15 protein-coding genes are annotated in these 16,828 nt (G+C 62.8%); 5 read left to right on the top strand and 10 right to left on the bottom strand.

What is annotated here, in order from left to right; translation table 11 throughout:
- Window positions 1-35 precede the first annotated feature (35 nt).
- Window positions 36-1,034: a LacI family DNA-binding transcriptional regulator gene (locus tag E4M07_RS01935; protein WP_136656594.1), complete on the top strand. Its 999-nt coding sequence runs from the start codon at window positions 36-38 to the stop codon at window positions 1,032-1,034.
- 10 nt (window positions 1,035-1,044) lie between these two features.
- Here E4M07_RS01935 and E4M07_RS01930 read toward each other — a convergent pair whose 3' ends face one another.
- From E4M07_RS01930 to E4M07_RS01920, 3 genes are read right to left on the bottom strand one after another with little or no spacing between them, the layout of a single operon-like run.
- The gene (locus E4M07_RS01930) at window positions 1,045-2,211 is read right to left on the bottom strand and encodes a Gfo/Idh/MocA family oxidoreductase (protein WP_136656593.1); all 1,167 of its coding nucleotides are present in this window, start codon (window positions 2,209-2,211) and stop codon (window positions 1,045-1,047) included.
- 9 nt (window positions 2,212-2,220) lie between these two features.
- Complete coding sequence (locus E4M07_RS01925; protein WP_136656592.1) at window positions 2,221-3,114, bottom strand: TIM barrel protein; 894 nt, start codon at window positions 3,112-3,114, stop codon at window positions 2,221-2,223.
- 19 nt (window positions 3,115-3,133) lie between these two features.
- Window positions 3,134-4,255 carry a Gfo/Idh/MocA family oxidoreductase gene (locus tag E4M07_RS01920; protein ID WP_136656591.1) on the bottom strand — a complete coding sequence of 374 codons (1,122 nt, stop codon included), beginning with the start codon at window positions 4,253-4,255 and terminating at the stop codon, window positions 3,134-3,136.
- Window positions 4,256-4,487: 232 nt separating this feature from the next.
- Here E4M07_RS01920 and iolC point away from each other — a divergent pair, with 232 nt between their 5' ends.
- From iolC to E4M07_RS01905, 3 genes are read left to right on the top strand one after another with little or no spacing between them, the layout of a single operon-like run.
- Window positions 4,488-5,492, top strand: coding sequence for a 5-dehydro-2-deoxygluconokinase (gene iolC, locus E4M07_RS01915; RefSeq protein WP_136656590.1), 1,005 nt, complete (start codon window positions 4,488-4,490; stop codon window positions 5,490-5,492).
- The gene (locus tag E4M07_RS01910; RefSeq protein ID WP_136656589.1) at window positions 5,473-6,315 is read left to right on the top strand and encodes a 5-deoxy-glucuronate isomerase; all 843 of its coding nucleotides are present in this window, start codon (window positions 5,473-5,475) and stop codon (window positions 6,313-6,315) included. The genes iolC and E4M07_RS01910 overlap by 20 nt, the downstream gene beginning before the upstream one ends.
- A complete protein-coding gene (locus E4M07_RS01905; protein ID WP_136656588.1) occupies window positions 6,312-7,139 on the top strand; it encodes a class II fructose-bisphosphate aldolase in 828 nt (275 codons plus the stop codon). The genes E4M07_RS01910 and E4M07_RS01905 overlap by 4 nt, the downstream gene beginning before the upstream one ends.
- Before the next feature lie 6 nt (window positions 7,140-7,145).
- On the opposite strand, the gene E4M07_RS01900 is transcribed toward E4M07_RS01905, so the two are convergent.
- The 4 genes from E4M07_RS01900 to E4M07_RS01885 form a co-directional block, all read right to left on the bottom strand.
- Window positions 7,146-7,928: a hypothetical protein gene (locus E4M07_RS01900; RefSeq protein WP_136656587.1), complete on the bottom strand. Its 783-nt coding sequence runs from the start codon at window positions 7,926-7,928 to the stop codon at window positions 7,146-7,148.
- A gap of 143 nt (window positions 7,929-8,071) precedes the next feature.
- Window positions 8,072-8,974, bottom strand: coding sequence for a LysR family transcriptional regulator (locus E4M07_RS01895; protein ID WP_136656586.1), 903 nt, complete (start codon window positions 8,972-8,974; stop codon window positions 8,072-8,074).
- Between the two features lie 47 nt (window positions 8,975-9,021).
- Window positions 9,022-10,080, bottom strand: a complete 1,059-nt coding sequence (locus E4M07_RS01890) for a saccharopine dehydrogenase C-terminal domain-containing protein (RefSeq protein ID WP_136656585.1) — start codon at window positions 10,078-10,080, stop codon at window positions 9,022-9,024.
- Between the two features lie 33 nt (window positions 10,081-10,113).
- Window positions 10,114-11,613: an aldehyde dehydrogenase family protein gene (locus tag E4M07_RS01885; RefSeq protein ID WP_136656584.1), complete on the bottom strand. Its 1,500-nt coding sequence runs from the start codon at window positions 11,611-11,613 to the stop codon at window positions 10,114-10,116.
- A gap of 144 nt (window positions 11,614-11,757) precedes the next feature.
- On the opposite strand from E4M07_RS01885, the gene E4M07_RS01880 reads away from it, so the two are divergent.
- Window positions 11,758-12,180 (top strand): Lrp/AsnC family transcriptional regulator, encoded by a 423-nt coding sequence (locus tag E4M07_RS01880; RefSeq protein ID WP_136656583.1) that lies wholly within the window; start codon window positions 11,758-11,760, stop codon window positions 12,178-12,180.
- Here E4M07_RS01880 and E4M07_RS01875 read toward each other — a convergent pair.
- From E4M07_RS01875 to E4M07_RS01865, 3 genes are read right to left on the bottom strand one after another with little or no spacing between them, the layout of a single operon-like run.
- Window positions 12,170-13,207: an ACP S-malonyltransferase gene (locus E4M07_RS01875; RefSeq protein ID WP_136656582.1), complete on the bottom strand. Its 1,038-nt coding sequence runs from the start codon at window positions 13,205-13,207 to the stop codon at window positions 12,170-12,172. The genes E4M07_RS01880 and E4M07_RS01875 overlap by 11 nt on opposite strands.
- Window positions 13,204-15,420 (bottom strand): thiamine pyrophosphate-dependent enzyme, encoded by a 2,217-nt coding sequence (locus tag E4M07_RS01870; protein ID WP_136656581.1) that lies wholly within the window; start codon window positions 15,418-15,420, stop codon window positions 13,204-13,206. Before E4M07_RS01870 ends, E4M07_RS01875 begins: the two co-directional genes overlap by 4 nt.
- A gap of 17 nt (window positions 15,421-15,437) precedes the next feature.
- Entirely contained in the window at window positions 15,438-16,652 is a 1,215-nt protein-coding gene (locus E4M07_RS01865; protein ID WP_136656580.1) for an acyl-CoA dehydrogenase, read from the bottom strand.
- Window positions 16,653-16,828: the final 176 nt, after the last annotated feature.

Below are 16,828 nucleotides of genomic sequence, written 5' to 3'. Positions count from 1 at the left end.
TCGACGCGGATTGAACAACGGAGCACCCAGATCCATTGACGGTAACCCTCAAGGAAGTCGCGGCGCGCGCCGGTGTTTCCCGCTCAGCGGTATCCCGCACCTTTACCGAAGGTGCCAGCGTTTCCGACAAGACGCGCAGGAAGGTCGAGCGGGCAGCCGAGGAACTCGGATACCGCCCGAGCCTGATCGCCCGCAGCCTGGCGACGAACCGCACGCGGCTGATCGGTCTTGTCGCCAACAACTTCCGCAATCCGGTTTTCCTTGAGGTGTTCGATCTTTTCACGCGCGTATTGCAGGAGCGTGGCTTTCGCCCGCTTCTGGTCAATCTGAGCACCGAAACAGATCCGCAAAAGTCGCTCGAGATGCTCAAGCAGTACCGGGTCGACGGCATCATCATCGCCACATCCACCCTTCCCCCGACATTTCCCAACGCGTTTCGAAAGGCCGGCGTTCCGGTGGTTCACGCATTTGGCCGCTTCGGCTCGGAAGCCGGCCTGCACATTGTCGGCATCGACAACGTCCGTTGCGGCGAAATGGCGGCCCAGACGCTCGTCGACCGGGGCTACCGCAACATCGCGCTTCTCGGCGGACCGCGGTCCGCCACATCCACGCAGGACCGCCTGGCGGGCTTCCTGCGCCGGCTGAAAAAACTTGGGCTTGAACCGACGGACATCCGCTTTGCCGAAAACTACTCCTACTCGGCCGGCAGGGAAGCGATGAACGCCCTGCTCACCGAAAAGAGCGTTGAAGCACTGTTTTGCGGCGACGACCTGATTTGCATGGGCGCCATGGACGCGGCGCGCGGCGCCGGCCTTGAGATACCGCGGGACATCGGTTTCCTGGGATTCAACGACATGAACATGGCGGGCTGGTCAACCTACGATCTGACCACTATCCGGCAACCGGTCCGCGACATCATCCTGCAATCGGTCGCGCTGGTCATCGAAATGGTCGACGATCCGAACAAGGAATCCGACACGCAGCCGTTTCCCTGCTCGATCGTTGAGCGCAGCACGCTCCGGCCGCTGCCCTGAGCGGTTTCGCCTAGTTGTTGCCACGCAGCGACGGCGGACGGGCATCCGTCCACTTTCCGTCTCCATTCGCTGATTCCACCGCCGCGCCGATCGCCGCCATCGAGCGCAGGCCGTCGAGCGCGGTCGGATAATGCGTAGCCGCCGGGTCCGGCGCGCGCGTTTCCTTCTCCGCCGCTATGACTTCGGCAAGGTCCGAATAGATATTGGCAAAGGCGAGCGGCATGCCCTCGGCATGGCCGATCGTCACCCGTGACGCCCTTTGCGCCTCCGGCGACAGGTCCGGCGCGCCCCGTTCGATGATCTGCGTGCGGCCGTCGACCGGCGTCCAGTAAAGCTGGTTCGGGTGCTCCTGTTCCCAGCTCAAACCGCCCTTCTCGCCGAAAACCTGCAGGGTCAGGCCGTGCATGCGGCCAATGGCGACGGAACTCGTCCACAGCCGCAACAGCGCGCCTTCGGACATCCGGAAACTGACCATGGCGTCGTCCTCGAGCGTTCGCGACGCGATGCAGGACGCGAAATCGGCGGACAATGCCTCGGCCTCCTGGCCGGAAACGAAGCTTGCCATGTGCAGCGCGTGAATGCCGCAATCGGCGAACTGCGCCGATGGCCCGATCTGATCGGGGTCGTAGCGCCAGCGTATGCGCGGATTGTCCGCATCGGCGGCATTTGCGTGAAAGCCGTGCGCGAATTCGGCCTTGATGAGCCGCACGCGGCCCAGCTCGCCGCCCGCGACCATGGCGCGCATGTGCCGCACCATGGGATAGCCGGAATAGCCGTAATTGACGGCGCAGATACGACCCGCCTTCCTGGCCGTGGCAACGATGTCCTCGGCTTCTGAAACCGTCATCGTCATCGGCTTTTCACAAAGCACGTTGAAGCCGTTCTCGAGAAACGCCTTGGTGATCTCGTAATGCGTCGCATTGGGCGTTGCCACCGTAACGAGGTCGACGCGGTCGGGACGACCCGTCTCGCCGGCCAGCATCTCGCGCCAGTCGCGGTAGGCACGATCCTCAGCAACGCCGAGTTGCCCGGCAAAGGCTATGCCCTTCTGCGGATCGACGTCAAACGCGCCGGCGGCAAGCCTGAAATGCCCGTCGAGACCGGCTCCGATCCGGTGCGCGGGCCCGATCTGGCTGCCTTCTCCGCCGCCGATAATTCCCCAATTCAGCCTGGCCATGTTGGGTCCTCAATGAAATCCGATGGAACTAAGATAGGTGCGATTGGACTTTGCGTCACCGAGCGGCGAAGTCGCCCCTTCCGGATCGCAATCCTGTTCGACCGTGCACCATCCAGAAAAGCCGGAGTCGATCAGCCTTTGCCGCACCGCCGGGAAATCCGTCTCGCCATCGCCGAGATTGCAGAAGATCCCCTGCCCGCAGGCCTCGTAGAAATCCGTCCGCTCCTGTATTGCCCGCTTTTTGACCAAGGGGTCGATATCCTTGAAATGCATATAGGAAATGCGGTCGATATGGGTTTTCATGAAGGAGATCGGATCGAAGCCGGCGTAGTGCGTGTGGCCGGTGTCGAGGCACAGCTTGAGTTCCGCCGGATCGGTTTCCGCAAGCAGCCGCTCGGTTTCGGTCTTGAAGTCGATGAATCCGCCGGCATGCGGGTGGATCGCCACGGTCAGCCCGTATTCCTGCGTTCCGATTTGCGCGATCCGGCAGATCTTGTCCCGGTAATCGAGCCATTCCTCCTTGCCCATCTGCTCGGCCTCGTGGGGCCGACCCGCGGTCGGCGCCCGCCGCGGAGAAATGGAATCGATGAGCACTAGGTGATCGGCGCCGTGCGCCGCCAGCGCCTTGCAGGTGCGCACCGACCCGTCGAGCACCTCGTCCCATTTGGACGGATCGTGGAAGGGCCGGAAGACGACCCCGCCGATGAGCTCGAGTTCCAGCTCCGCCAGCGCATCGCCAAGTTCAGCGGGATCTTCCGGCATGTAGCCGACTGGCCCGAGCTCGATACCGTGATATCCGGCATCCCGGCACTCGGCGAGCACGCTCCGCCAATGCGGATTGCGCGGATCATCCGCGAATTCGACGCCCCAGCTGCAGGGTGCATTTCCTATTTTTATCGTCATCAGCAGTCTCTCAACCGAATTATCCCTGGGCCTCGTTTACGGAGACCCAGCGCCGCTGCTCGTGCGACAGCCAGATGGCCTCGATGATCTCTGAGACCATCAGCCCGTCCCGGAATGTCGGCCATACCGGCTCGCCGGTCTCGATGGCCTTGAGGAAGTCATGCGCCTCGATGATGATCTGGTCCTGGTATCCGGTGCCGTGTCCGGGACCCTGGCAGAAGGGCAGGTAGTCCGGATGCTCCGGCCCGGTCAGGATCTTGGTGAAGCCTTCGCGTCCGGGTTTGGCATCGCCCTTGTAGAGCCACATGGCGTTCTGGTCTTCCTGGTCGAAGCGCAAGGCGCCCCTGGTGCCGAAAACCTCGTAGATGTAGCCCATCTTGCGCCCCGTGGCGACGCGGCTGACGAACAGCGTTCCCATGGCACCGCTCTCGAACCGGCACAGCAACTGGCACTGGTCGTCATTCGTCACCGCCACCGGCCCGTCCGGTCCCGGGCGGGTCTTGTGCACCGTTTCAACATCTGAAACGAGCGACTCGATCGGCCCGGCCAGCGCCAGCACCGCGTTGACGATGTGCGGAGCCAGGTCGCCGAGATTGCCGTTCGACCGTCCATGTGATCGCCACGTCGCCGGGGCGTCGGGGTCGGCGAAAAAATCCTCGGTGTGCTCAGCGCGGATATAGGTGATGTCGCCGATCTCGCCGGAATCGATGATCTCCCTCGCGAGCTGGGTGGCCGGCGTTCGCACGTAGTTGAACGCGGCCATGTTGACGACGCCTGCGGCCTCGGCCGCCTCCGTGATCTCGCGGGCCTCCTCGACCGACGCGCCCATTGGTTTTTCACACATCACGGCCTTGCCGGCCTTGATGGCCGCAAGCGCAATGTCGCGATGGGTGTCCTGCGTGGACGCGATGACCACGGCATCGATTTTCGGGTCGGCGACCAGTTCGCGCCAGTCATGGGTCGATCGTGCGAATCCGAACAGCCGCGCCTTCTCGGCCGCGCCTTCCGGTGTCGTGGTACAGATCATCTCGCAGCGTGGCCGCACGTCTGTCTCGAACACCGCGCCGACGGCGTTCATCGCGACCGAATGGGCTTTGCCCATGTATCCACCGCCGATAATTCCAATGCCAATCTCTGTCATTGGCGCGCTCCTCAATGAATTTTTGCAACCGGTTGCAAAAACCATAAACTCGATTTAGGCTCTGGCGTCAAGCGAACATCACCCATCGCGGGAACCAAACTGAAATTCTGCCGGTGAAGGAGCGAATACGGGCAGTCAACCGACCATGCGATCCGTCGTGTGCAAAAGGACCGATCCGGCGTTGCTGTCCCGGCAGAAGCAGGGTTTGCGAACAACAAAAGATCCGAACAGAATGTTGAATTTTCGAAACAACAACAGTTTTTTGGTACTCGGGAGGGCCGGCATGGATCTCTATGCCGACCCGCCCGGTGCGCGAACCGAGAACGCCACGGCCTTTTTTGCCGCGCTCGGCGGCTCGTCAGCGAATATCGCCGTCGCCATGGCCCGCCATGGCTGCGCCGCGACGCTGGTCACCGCGGTCTCCGACGATGCGGTCGGCCGCTTTGTCCGCAATCAGCTTAAAAGCTATGGCGTCAATTCGGACAGGGTGCGCACCGTCGGCGGACAGAGCCGCACCTCGCTTGCGGTCGTCGAGACCCGCAGGGAAGACTGCCAGTCGGTCATTTACCGCAATGGCGCGGCGGATTTCGAGATCGGTCGCGAGGATGTGGATACCGTCGACTATTCGCAATTCGGCGGCCTGGTCGCCACGGGAACCTGTTTCGCGGCAGAGCCGTCGCGCACGGCGACCCTCAGCGCCTTCGAGGCTGCCGGAACCGCCGGCGTCCCCGTTATTCTCGATCTCGATTACCGGCCCTATACCTGGCCGAGCCCGGCGGATGCCGGCGCCATCTGCCTGAAGGCGGCAAAACTGGCGAACGTGGTGGTTGGAAATGACGAGGAGTTCGCGACCCTGGCAGGCGACATCGAAGCCGGCCGTCGGCTGGCGCAGGATCTCGCCCGGGATGCCGGCAGGCTCGTCATCTACAAGATGGGCGAGAACGGTTCACTCACATTCCAGGGATCGCAGGTCATCGAGACCGGCATCTATCGCGTCGAGGCGTTGAAACCGACCGGCTCGGGCGATGCTTTCCTCGGCAATTTCATCGGCGCGCTCGCCCAGGGACACACGCTCGAAGAAAGCCTCGAGCGCGGCTCTGCCGCCGCCGCCATGGTCGTCTCCAGCGTCGGCTGCGCCCCCGCCATGCCCGACACGGCCCAACTGGACGACTTTATCAGAAACCATCCCGGCCCGACTCGAACAACGGAGGCGGACAATGCACATCCCGCCCTTTGACAATGCCAACCGAGCCATCATCGACACGGACGACCGCCGTGTGCCGCTCAATTATTTCAACATCGTCAAGCTCGAGAGCGGCCAGGCATTCGACTATCGCGTACCGGGCTACGAAACCTGTGTGGTTCCAGCAACGGGCACGGTCGATGTGGTGGTCGAGGGCGTAGAATTTGCCGGCATCGGAAACAGGACGGTTGACGTCTGGGACGGCGAGCCCGAAGGCGTTTACGTACCGTCCGGTGCCCGGGCAACCATCGTGGCCATGAGCGAGACGGCCGAGGTGTTTATCGCCGGCGCGCGTTTCAGCAAGACGCTGGAGCCTTTTGCCGTGCGCCAGGACGAAATCGATCTTGTTCAGTACGGCTCGGACGACACCAAGACCCACCGCAAGATCAAGCACATCCTCGGCACCAAATACCACGACAAGGTCGGGCGCCTGCTCGTTTCGGAGCTGTTCACCGTCGGCCAGGGCGGCTGGTCCGGGTTCCCGCCGCATAAGCACGACACCGACCGCCAGCCGGACGAGACCCGCCACGACGAAACCTACAACTTCCGCTTCCGGCCGGCACACGGCTTCGGCATGCAACTGGTTCAACGCGAGGACGGCCGCGTCGGCGATGCCTATCACATCGTAGACGGCTCGACGATCATCCTCGACAAGGGCTATCACCCTTGCGTCGTCGCGCCGGGCTACGAAATGTACTATTTCACCATCCTCGGCGGCCTGTTCCAGCGCTCCCTCGTGCAGTATTTCCAGCCCGATCACGCCTGGCAGATCGAGACGATACCGGGCATCAAAGACATGATCGCGAAATTCAAATGACATTGGCGAATCTGCGCGACGTTCTCGCGCCGGCGGCCGAGAATGGCTATGCCGTCGCGGGCTTCGTCGTGCTCGGCTGGGAGGACGCCCTCGCCTACACGCAGGCGGCGGAAGAAACCGGAAAACCGATCATCCTGCAGGCCGGACCCGGCAGCCGCCGGCACACGCCGGCCCCGGTGCTTGGCGCCATGTTCCGCCATCTTGCGGAGCAGGCATCCGTTCCGGTTGTCTGCCATATCGATCATGCGCGCAGCATCGAAGAGTGCCGCGAAGGCATCGATTGCGGCTTCACCTCGGTCATGTTCGACGGCTCGGACCGGCCGATCGAGGAGAATATTGCACTGACCTCGCAGATCAGCGAAGAAGCGCACCGCGCCGGTGTGTCAGTGGAGGGCGAAGTCGGTTTTGTCGGCTATGCGGAAGGTAAGGCGTCTGCCATGACCAGCGTCGAGGAAGCCGCCCTGTTTGACCGCGAGAGCGGTGCGGACGCCATGGCTATCTCGGTCGGCAATGTCCACCTGCAGACCGAAGCGGAGGCGCGCATAGACATGGACAGACTTCGCGAAATCGAAGCGGCAACCGCCATGCCGCTGGTGCTGCACGGCGGCAGCGGCATAGCGTCGGAAAAACGCCGCGAGCTGGCGACCACAAGCCGCGTGTGCAAATTCAACATCGGCACGGAGCTGCGCCAGGCCTTCGGCAGGGCCCTGCGCCAATCGCTAAAGGACAACGCACAGTCCTTCGACCGCATCGAGCTGCTGAAGCCGGTCATCCCGGCCATCCGCCAGGAAACCGTAAAGGTTATCTCCGGCTTGTCCCAATAGCCGGCTTCATTCGAAAACCGAGACCAGATCCTTCGCGCCGTATCCGTCTTTGATTTCCCGCAGCCGGGCATAAATCAGAAACGTCAAGGTCCCGAACACGCCGTAAATGATGCCGTAAAAGACAGCGAGCACGATCATATCGAAGACCAGGCCTCCCGGAACAAAAAAGACCAGAAATGTTCCGATCATGCTGATCACGGCTGTGATGACGGCTACAATGACGGTCAGCAACACGATGGGCCACCGATATTCTTTGGTCAGGGAAATGCTGCGACCAAGAGCGTCGAAACCCGCTCGCTCGATGACAACCGCCGGTATGGTGACGGAAAATACGGCATAGACCCACAACCCGGGGACGATAAAAAAAGCAAAACCAATGAACGCCAACAGGGTGATGATGATTGTCAACACGACTACATGGACAGCACTTGCAAGGGCGCGCTGGACATAACGCGCTAGCTGGATCGGCCGGTCAAACTTGGAATCATATGCGAATTGCACAAACAGGCCCACGGCCACACCATATACCGCAACCCAAATCAAGTTGACCAAAATAGCAGTGAAGCCGTACACGGTCTGAACAATGGTCGGATCCCCATTTAAGTTTCCGGTCGCTGTAACAAACGCCGCACCCAACAACCACCGGGTCAATATCAGCGATGCCAAAGAAGGAACGCCGCCCAGAATCAATACAGCCGGGATATTCCCTCCAAGAATACCGAATGTCTCGCTGACAATATTGCCGATGCCAAGCGGTTCACGCGGCCGTTCTACCGGTGTGTCTGACATGGCGTGCAATTCCCCTCAGATTTGCGCGTCGTTGCCCGGCTTTCCGACCCAACCAACGTCAGTTGAAGACCGTATACAACCCAGGTGGCAGCTTAATCCCAATTCTCCTTGGTTTTTGTCCCTCGCGGCGATTGTCAACAACTTTACCGCGAATGGCTGTCTATCCCCTCTCCGACAGCACCCTCGATCCACTCCCTGAACCGGATCAGCGGCGGGTGGCTGCGGCGCGCTTTCGGCCAGATCAGCGCGTAGCTGCCGATGCTCTTGTTCGCCTTGTCCCAGGCGGCGACCAGCTTACCGCTGCGCAACTCGTCCTCGATCAGGAATTCCGGCAGCAGCGCCAGGCCCAGTCCATGGGCGGCGGCCTGGGCCATCGTCGCGAACTGGTCGAACGTCGTGCCCGGCTGCACCTCGGTTTCAAGGCCGTTCATCTCGAACCATCGCTGCCACGCCAAGGGCCGCGTCGCAAGATGCAGCAGCGGCCCGTTGGCGACATCCTCGACGGTTTCGATGTTGAGCTGCGGCAGGAGCGTCGGCGAACAGGCGAGCACAACGGTTTCCTCGGCGAGGAACAGGTGCTCGGTACCCGGCCATTCATCGGCGCCGAAATGGATCGCGGCGTCGAGCATCTCGCTGCCGAAATCGAAGGGCCGCAGCTTGGTCGTCAGGTTGACGGTAATGCCGGGATGCCGCCGGAAGAAATCCGGCAATCGCGGCGCCAGCCATCTCGTCCCGAATGTCGGCAGGATGCCGAGATTGAGCACGCCGCCGTCCGGATTGACCTGCAGCGCGGTCGACGCCATGCGGATGATCGACAGTGCCTTCGAGATTTCCTCGAGATAGGCGGCACCGGCCGGCGAGAGCGCGATACGCTGACGCTCTCGGATGAACAACTCCGTGCCGAGTTGCTCCTCCAGCGCCCGGATCTGCCGGCTGACAGCGCCCTGCGTCATGTTCAGGTCGGCAGCGGCGAGCGTGAAGCTGCCGCGCCGGGCGGCGGCTTCGAAGGTTTCCAGAAGGCTTGTCTGCGGAAGTCTGCGGGCCAATTTGCGCCTGAGTGAATTGAGCGGTTACCGACCCGACCACTGTGTCACTATTGGCCGTAAAATGCACCCGTGCGCGTCTTCAAAAAAGAGCTGAGCGGAATGTCTTCCTGTTTCAGGAAACCGTTCGACGGCAGCAGCCCGTCGCGGACCATTTCGATCACCGCGACCACCGACCCGGCGGTCGTCCAGGCAATGGCGGTCCGTCCCGCGCCGGCGATCTGGATCGGCCGGTAGGCGCGCACGAACTCCTTGCGCGACAGGCGCTCGTCGATGGTGCCCTCGGCCGCGACATGCACATAGACGACGTCGTGGTCGACCGGCGGCTTGGCGTGGACGAGGATTTCACCGGCAAGCTCGCGCCGTTCGCGCATCAAAAGCTCGTGGAAGAAGAAGTTCATCAGCTCCATGTGCCCGGGATAGCGCATGGTCTTGTAATCGATATTGTCGACGACGCCGTGATAGGTGTCGCACATGGTGCCGAGGCCGCCGGACGTTGTGAAGGCCTCCAGCTTGACGCCGTCGATATAGAGCGTCTCGTGCCACTCCATTGGGGACACCCACTTGCGCTCGCCGCCCTCGATCACCTCGCAGTCGTTCAGATATTCGTTGACCACGCCCTCCGGCGACCAGTTGAAGTTGTAGCCCATCAGTCCCGTTGGGTTTTGCGGCAGCGCGCCGACCCGCATGCGCACCGAGCGGCATTTGTCGAACTCGCCGATCAGCGACGCCCCGACGATGCCGACAAAGCCGGGCGCGAGACCGCATTGCGGCGCCATCAGGCCCCTCGCCGTTTCCGAAAGCTCCAGGATGTGCTGGGTCGTTGGCACGTCCTCGGTCAGATCGAAATAGTGGATGCCGGCGGCGTGGGCGGCATTCGCCACCCCGAGGTTGAGATGATAGGGCAGACACGAAAGGACCGCGTCGAAATCGGCGAACGCGTTCTGCATGGTTCCGCTGTCTGAGACATCGACGGTCTCCACCGCGAAGGGGTGCGCCCCGCGCGGTGCGTGACGGTCGAAACCGGTGACGGAAAACCCGGAATCGTGAAGAAGCAGGGCGGCAAGGTCGCCGACCTTGCCGAGCCCGAGAACGGCGATCTTGTTCATGGTTGCCCTCGATGGCGCCGATAGTGGCGCGGTTCAGATGTCGAATTTGATCCCCTGCGCCAGCGGCAGCTCGCGCGAGTAGTTGACGGTGTTGGTCTGCCGCCGCATGTAGCCCTTCCAGGCATCGGAGCCAGATTCCCGGCCGCCGCCGGTCTCCTTCTCACCGCCGAATGCCCCGCCGATCTCGGCGCCGGAGGGGCCGATATTGACATTGGCGATGCCGCAATCGGAACCGACATCGGACAGGAACTCCTCCGCCTCGCGCACATCGGTGGTGAAGATGCAGGAGCTCAGCCCCTGCGGCACGGCATTCTGGATGCCGATCGCCTCCTCCAGCTCCGAATACTTCATGACATAGAGGATCGGCGCGAAGGTCTCGTGCTTGACGATATCGCTTTGGCCCGGCATTTCGACGATCGCCGGCGCGACATAGGCCGCATCGGGATAGCTGTCCGTCAGCGCGGCGGCGCCGCCGTGCACGGTTCCGCCGGCGGCCTGTGCCTGATCGAGTGCGGTCTGCATGCCCGCCCGCGCATCGGCATCAATCAGCGGACCGACCAGCACGCCCTCTTCCAGCGGATTTCCGATCGGAAGACCCGAATAGGCTTCCTTCAGGCGCGGCACGAGCGCGTCGTATACGCCCTCATGCACAATCAGCCGCCGCAGGCTGGTACAGCGCTGACCGGCGGTGCCGACGGCCGAAAAGACGATCGCCCGGACGGCCATCTCGAGATCGGCGCTGCCGGTGACGATCATCGCATTGTTGCCGCCGAGCTCGAGGATGCAGCGGCCGAAGCGCTCGGCCACCTTCGCGCCGACCGCGCGGCCCATGCGCGTCGAGCCGGTTGCCGAAACGATGGCCACATCCGGCGACGAGACCAGGGTGTCGCCGACTTCGCGCCCGCCGACGAGAACCTGGAGCAGGTCGTCCGGCGCGTCGCCGAACCGGGCCACGGCCCGGTCGAAGATCTTCTTGCAGGACAGTGCCGTAAGCGGCGTCTTTTCCGACGGTTTCCAGATCACCGGATTGCCGCACACAAGGGCGATGGCGGTGTTCCAGCTCCACACGGCGACGGGGAAGTTGAACGCCGAAATCACACCGCAAACGCCCATCGGGTGCCAGGTCTCGCGCATCGCGTGGCCGGGGCGCTCCGATGCGATCGTCAGACCGTAGAGCTGGCGCGACAGACCGACGGCGAAGTCGCAGATGTCGATCATCTCCTGCACTTCGCCGAGGCCTTCCTGGTAGATCTTGCCGCACTCGAGCGTCACGAGGCGGCCGAGATTTTCCTTCTCCGCCCGCAGTTCCGCGCCGAGGAGGCGCACCAGCTCGCCGCGGCGCGGCGCCGGCACCTTGCGCCAGGCGTCGAAAGCCTCCCTGCCGCGGGCGATCACCGCATGAACCTGCGATTCCGAATGGGTCTGCAGCGATGCGATGCGGCTGCCGTCAACCGGCGTATGCACGTCCATCGCGCCGCCTTCCAGTTCGCCCTGAGCAAAGCCGGATGCGGCCAGGATTTCTTGAAATGTCATGTTCGGTTCTCCTCGACGAAAGCCTGCGACACGGCATGCCTGTCATTAGACAGGAAAAGCGTGTCAACAAAAAGCAATATCCTTTTTACATTTCGGTGATTTCTTGTCATTTTGTAAGATATCGGATGCAAAATGGAAAGGCACATGGACAGCGTCGACCACACCCTGTTGCGAATCCTCACACGGGACGGAAGGCGGTCCGTCTCCGACCTGGCGGCCGACCTCGGCGTCTCCCGCGCCACCGTGCAGAACCGCATCGCCCGCATGGTCGATCGCGGCACGATCGCCCGGTTCACCGTTGAACTCGGACCCAACGAAGAGGAGGCGGTCATCAGCGCATTCTGCCTGTTGAAACTCGTCGCCAATGATACGCGACCCACCGTTGCCGCGCTACGGAAGATCGACGGCACCGGCGATATCCACTCGCTCAGCGGAAGTTTCGACATGATTGTCGAGATCAGCACCCATTCCCTCAAGAAGCTCGACGAGATCCTCGACGATATCAGGCGCGTGCCCGACGTCGCCGAGACCGTCAGCAGCCTGCGGCTCGCCAAGGTCAGCCGGTAACCGCTCCCCGCTGCTCCTCGAGACCCATTGAAATCAGGTACGGGTCCTGCCTTTGCCGCTCCACAAAATCGTTCTTTGACCGAAGCCCCTCCCATGTACAGGCAATCAGCGCCTGTGCCACCGCGCCGCCCAGCGTGTTGCCGGGCCCGAGCACGATCAGACAGTCCGGCGCGAATTCCCGCACCGATGTCTGGACGGCCCGTGTGAAGTCGTAAGGTTGCACTACCTGACGGTCGAGCGTATAGCGCCAAAGCGCGGAAAGATTGCTGGCGTGCGGATACCAGACGTTACCGCGCCCGTCGATCAGCGGCACTTGCGGTTGGCTTAGCAGGTCGACCGGAAGGAGCGCCCTTCCCTTCTCGGCCACCGGCTGCTGCAGCGGCGTGTGGAAGGCCGCGTGGTTCGCCAGCCGCATCGGAAAACGGTCACCGACGCGCGGCAATGCGGCTTCCAGCGCCGAAAGGCCCGCCTCGTTGCCGGCAAGCACCAGCATGCCGCCCAGGTCGATCGAGAGATCAACGCTGCACTCGGCCCGGCTGCCGATCTCTTCGACAAGGGATAGGATCTCAGACCGCTTTGCCGGTATCTCGTGCCACTCGTCGTCAACAATCGGGTAGACAGTCTGGCCGCCGATCAGGCTCTCCTGCATCAACGTGCCCATCGTGTTGACCACATGCATGCCGTTTTCGGCGCTGAGCGCGCCGGCACAGGCGAGCGCGATATACCAGCCCATGGAATTTCCCGTCACGGCGACGATATCGACGGCATCGCGGTCTATTGCCATGAAGTCAGCGTAGGCGCAGCCATAGATCAGCGGCGAGGCGTTGTCGCCGCGCGAATAGGTGGCGACCGAGTAGCGCTCGGCGCCGTCGAGCACGCTGATCGCCGCCTGGCCGCGTTCCGCGCGGTAGGCGTCAAGCATGGCAATGAAATCGGCCTTGTCGCCATGGTGGCGTCCGAGATAGCCGAGCTCGGGCTTGTTGTAGGTCCCGCGCCCGGGGCATACGACGACGGCGGTCTTCTTCATGCTGCCTTCCCCGTCAGGGAAAGCGCCGCCGCGACAATGCCGTCGCGGCTCGGCAGCGTCGACGTCGCGGCCCGTCCGAGCGGGATGAAACTGTCATCGGCTGTAATGCGTGCGATGTTCTTGTCAGGTCCAGCCTTCTCCGCAAGCAGGGTCATCAGCGCCTCCGATTGCGAACCGGTGACCCGGCATTCGTCGACGACGAGCACGTTCGTGCATGGGCTTACGGCTTCGAGGATCGCCGCTTCGCTGAGCGGCGCCAGCCAGCGGAGATCGACGATCCTCATACTAAGACCGTGATCCTGCGACAGGACTTTCTCCGCCTGGCGGGACAGGTAGTAGCCGTTGCCATAGGTCACAATGGCAAGGTCCGTCCCGTCGCCATGCAGGCCGATCTCGCCGAGACGGATGGGGTTGCCGCTGCCCGGCGGCTCGTAGGGAAAGGTCCACAACCCGTCCTTCTCGCCGTGCAGGTCCCGGGTCATGTAAAGCGCGATCGGCTCGACGAAGGCGACGACCCGTTGCTCCTCGCGCGCCAGGCGCACGCACTCGCGCAGCATGTGAACCCCGTCCGCGCCGTTCGAAGGACACGCGATAATCACGCCCGGTATGTCCCTCAGCACCGCCAGGCTGTTGTCGTTGTGGAAATGGCCGCCGAAGCCCTTCTGGTACCCGAGCCCGGCGATGCGGATCACCATCGGGTTGGTGAACTGGCCGTTGGAGAAAAAGCTCAGCGTCGCGGCTTCGCCGCGGACCTGGTCTTCCGCATTGTGCAGATAGGCCAGGAACTGGATTTCGGGCATCGGCACGAAGCCGTTATGGGCAAGACCGATGGCAAGGCCGAGGATCGACTGCTCATCGAGCAGCGTGTTGATGACCCGGTGCGCGCCGAAGCGCTGGTGCAGCTTCGCGGTGACATTGTAGACGCCGCCCTTGGGACCGATATCCTCCCCCGCGAGGACAAGCTCGTCATGTTCCATCATCAGGTCCGTGAGCGCCCAGTTGAGCAGCCGTGCCATGTGCTGCGGGCTGTCCAGCGTCTTCGCATCGGAGCCGAAGATCGCGCGCCGCCGGTCCGCGGACGGGCCATTGCCCTTGCGGCATTCGCGCTTCGGCGGAACGAGGCTCGCCATGACCTGCCGGGGCGTCTCCAGCTTCGGGCGCCGGATGACCTTCTCGCCGATACGGGCGCACCGTTCCTCGGCCTCGTTGTAGATCGAAAGAACATCGTCGCGGCCGAGCACCCCGCCATCGTCCAGGATCCGCGCTGAATGGAGCAGCGGATCGTTGGCCTCGTCGGCCTCGACCTCGTCCTTCGTCATGTAGGCGGTCTGCATGTCGGAACCGGCGTGGCCGTAGAGCCGCACCGTCGTCATATGCAGGAAGGCTGGTTTCTTGCGCCTGCGCACATAATCGGCGGCCCGCTGCGCCGCATCGTAGGTCTCGACCATGTCGAGCCCGGAGCAGCGGAAATATTTCAGGGCCGGGCGCTGCGCCATCGTCGCCGCGATCCAGCCGCCGGGCGTCTTTGTGGAAATGCCGATGCCGTTGTCCTCGCAGACCAAAAGCAGCGGCAGCGGAATGCCCTGATAGGCCGTCCAGCAGGCGGTGTTGAACGCGCCCTGCGCTGTCGAGTGGTTCGCCGAGGCATCGCCGAAACTGCAGTGGATGATAGCGTCGTCCGGGAGCTTGCGGTGTTCCGGCTTCAGCCGTTTCGCAAGGCCGACCGAATAGGCCGCGCCGACCGCCTTGGGCAGATGGCTGGCGATCGTCGAAGTCTGCGGCGGGATCGAAAGGGCCCTGGAGCCGAGCACCTTGTGACGGCCGCCCGATATCGGATCGTCGCTGGAAGCAACGAAACTCAGCAGCATGTCCCAGGCCGGTGTCTGCCCTGGAACCTGTGTCGAGCGCTGGATCTGGAAGGCGGCATCGCGGTAGTGCAGGAACGCCATGTCGCCGGGGCGCAGCGCGGCGGCTACCGCGGCATTGCCTTCGTGACCGGACGAGCCGATGGTGTAGAACCCCTCGCCCCGCGCCTGCAGCTTGCGCGAAATGCGGTCGAGCTGCCGCGACAGCACCTGGCTGCGGAACATCTCGACGAGCTGTTCCGGCCTCAGTCCCGCATCGTCCGGCGACACGTCGGCGACGGCTGACGGGAAATCGCCCCCCGAAACCCGTTTCAGGAAGTTCTCGTGGACGATCTCCGCGCGATCCATGGCGTCGCCTCAAATACTCAGAAAAATGCCTGCAGTCCGGTCTGGGCGCGCCCGAGGATCAGCGCATGGACATCATGCGCCCCCTCATAGGTATTGACGGTTTCCAGGTTGCACATGTGGCGCATGACCTGGAATTCCTCCGAAATGCCGTTGCCGCCGTGCATGTCCCGGGCCGCGCGTGCGATATCAAGCGCCTTGCCGCAATTGTTGCGCTTGACGATGGAGATCATCTCGGGCGCCGCGTTCGCCTCGTCCATCAGCCGGCCGACGCGCAACGCACCCTGCAGGCCAAGCGCGATCTCGGTCTGCATGTCGGCGAGCTTTTTCTGGTAGAGCTGGGTCTGCGCCAGCGGCCGGCCGAACTGCTTGCGGTCGAGACCGTACTGGCGCGCCGCGTGCCAGCAGAACTCGGCGGCGCCCATCGAACCCCAGGCAATACCGTAGCGGGCGCGGTTGAGACAGCCGAACGGCCCTTTCAGGCCTTCCACATTGGGCAGCAGCGCATCTTCGCCGACATCGACACCGTCGAGCACGATTTCGCCTGTTATAGAAGCGCGAAGCGAGAGTTTTCCGCCGATCTTCGGCGCGGAAAGGCCGGGCGCGCCCTTCTCCAGCACGAAGCCGCGGATCTTCCCGTCATGCGCCTCGGATTTCGCCCAGACGACAAAGACATCGGCGATCGGCGCGTTGGAGATCCACATCTTGCTGCCGGTGAGGCGGTAGCCGCCCTGTACCTTTTCGGCGCGGGTTTTCATGCCGCCCGGATCGCTGCCGGCGTCCGGCTCCGTCAGGCCGAAACAGCCGATCAGTTCGCCACTGGCGAGCCCCGGCAGATATTTCTGCCGCTGCTCTTCGGAACCGTAGGCGTAGATCGGATACATGACCAGCGAGGACTGCACCGACATCATCGAGCGGTAGCCCGAATCGACGCGCTCCACCTCGCGGGCAACGAGCCCGTAGGTGACGTAGCCGGCGCCTATGCCGCCATAGGCCTCCGGGATCGTTGTCCCCAAGAGGCCCATCTCGCCCATCTCGCGGAAGATCGAGGGGTCGGTGATCTCGTCGCGATAGGCCTCGATCACCCGAGGCTGCAGCTTCTCCTGCGCGTAAGCGCGCGCCGCATCGCGGATCATGCGCTCGTCTTCCTCGAGCTGGTCGTCCAACCGGAACGGGTCCTCCCAGTCGAAAGTGGACAAGGACGGCATTTCTTTCGGCTTGAGGCTGACGTTCATCGGGCTTCTCTCCCTGTGCGGACTGTGGACCGATAGTAACCGATCCGCAATTCTGTTTCAGTGCGATCTCGAGATTTCAAAAAATCATGATAGCTTAAAACTTTCCGGAAAATGCGCCAAATAAACCAGCAGGTAAATCGAGATTTCGCAATATAGTCATTCCGTTTTGGAATTAA

Origin of the sequence: Nitratireductor sp. XY-223 (assembly GCF_004959855.1) — a bacterium.
Classification (GTDB): domain Bacteria; phylum Pseudomonadota; class Alphaproteobacteria; order Rhizobiales; family Rhizobiaceae; genus Hoeflea_A.
The sequence above is the reverse complement of the archived record's forward strand: the minus strand, read 5'-3'. Positions and strand labels throughout refer to the sequence as shown.

Excerpts from the sequence above, each read along its gene's own strand:
- E4M07_RS01870 (WP_136656581.1), bottom strand. The coding sequence starts at position 15,420 with ATGGATCGCGCGGAGATCGTCCACGAGAACTTCCTGAAACGGGTTTCG.
- E4M07_RS01885 (WP_136656584.1), bottom strand. The coding sequence starts at position 11,613 with ATGACATTTCAAGAAATCCTGGCCGCATCCGGCTTTGCTCAGGGCGAA.
- E4M07_RS01890 (WP_136656585.1), bottom strand. The coding sequence starts at position 10,080 with ATGAACAAGATCGCCGTTCTCGGGCTCGGCAAGGTCGGCGACCTTGCC.
- E4M07_RS01930 (WP_136656593.1), bottom strand. The coding sequence starts at position 2,211 with ATGGCCAGGCTGAATTGGGGAATTATCGGCGGCGGAGAAGGCAGCCAG.
- E4M07_RS01865 (WP_136656580.1), bottom strand. The coding sequence starts at position 16,652 with ATGAACGTCAGCCTCAAGCCGAAAGAAATGCCGTCCTTGTCCACTTTC.
- E4M07_RS01880 (WP_136656583.1), top strand. The coding sequence starts at position 11,758 with ATGGACAGCGTCGACCACACCCTGTTGCGAATCCTCACACGGGACGGA.
- E4M07_RS01925 (WP_136656592.1), bottom strand. The coding sequence starts at position 3,114 with ATGACGATAAAAATAGGAAATGCACCCTGCAGCTGGGGCGTCGAATTC.
- E4M07_RS01910 (WP_136656589.1), top strand. The coding sequence starts at position 5,473 with ATGCACATCCCGCCCTTTGACAATGCCAACCGAGCCATCATCGACACG.
- E4M07_RS01900 (WP_136656587.1), bottom strand. The coding sequence starts at position 7,928 with ATGTCAGACACACCGGTAGAACGGCCGCGTGAACCGCTTGGCATCGGC.
- E4M07_RS01905 (WP_136656588.1), top strand. The coding sequence starts at position 6,312 with ATGACATTGGCGAATCTGCGCGACGTTCTCGCGCCGGCGGCCGAGAAT.
- iolC (WP_136656590.1), top strand. The coding sequence starts at position 4,488 with ATGTTGAATTTTCGAAACAACAACAGTTTTTTGGTACTCGGGAGGGCC.
- E4M07_RS01920 (WP_136656591.1), bottom strand. The coding sequence starts at position 4,255 with ATGACAGAGATTGGCATTGGAATTATCGGCGGTGGATACATGGGCAAA.
- E4M07_RS01875 (WP_136656582.1), bottom strand. The coding sequence starts at position 13,207 with ATGAAGAAGACCGCCGTCGTCGTATGCCCCGGGCGCGGGACCTACAAC.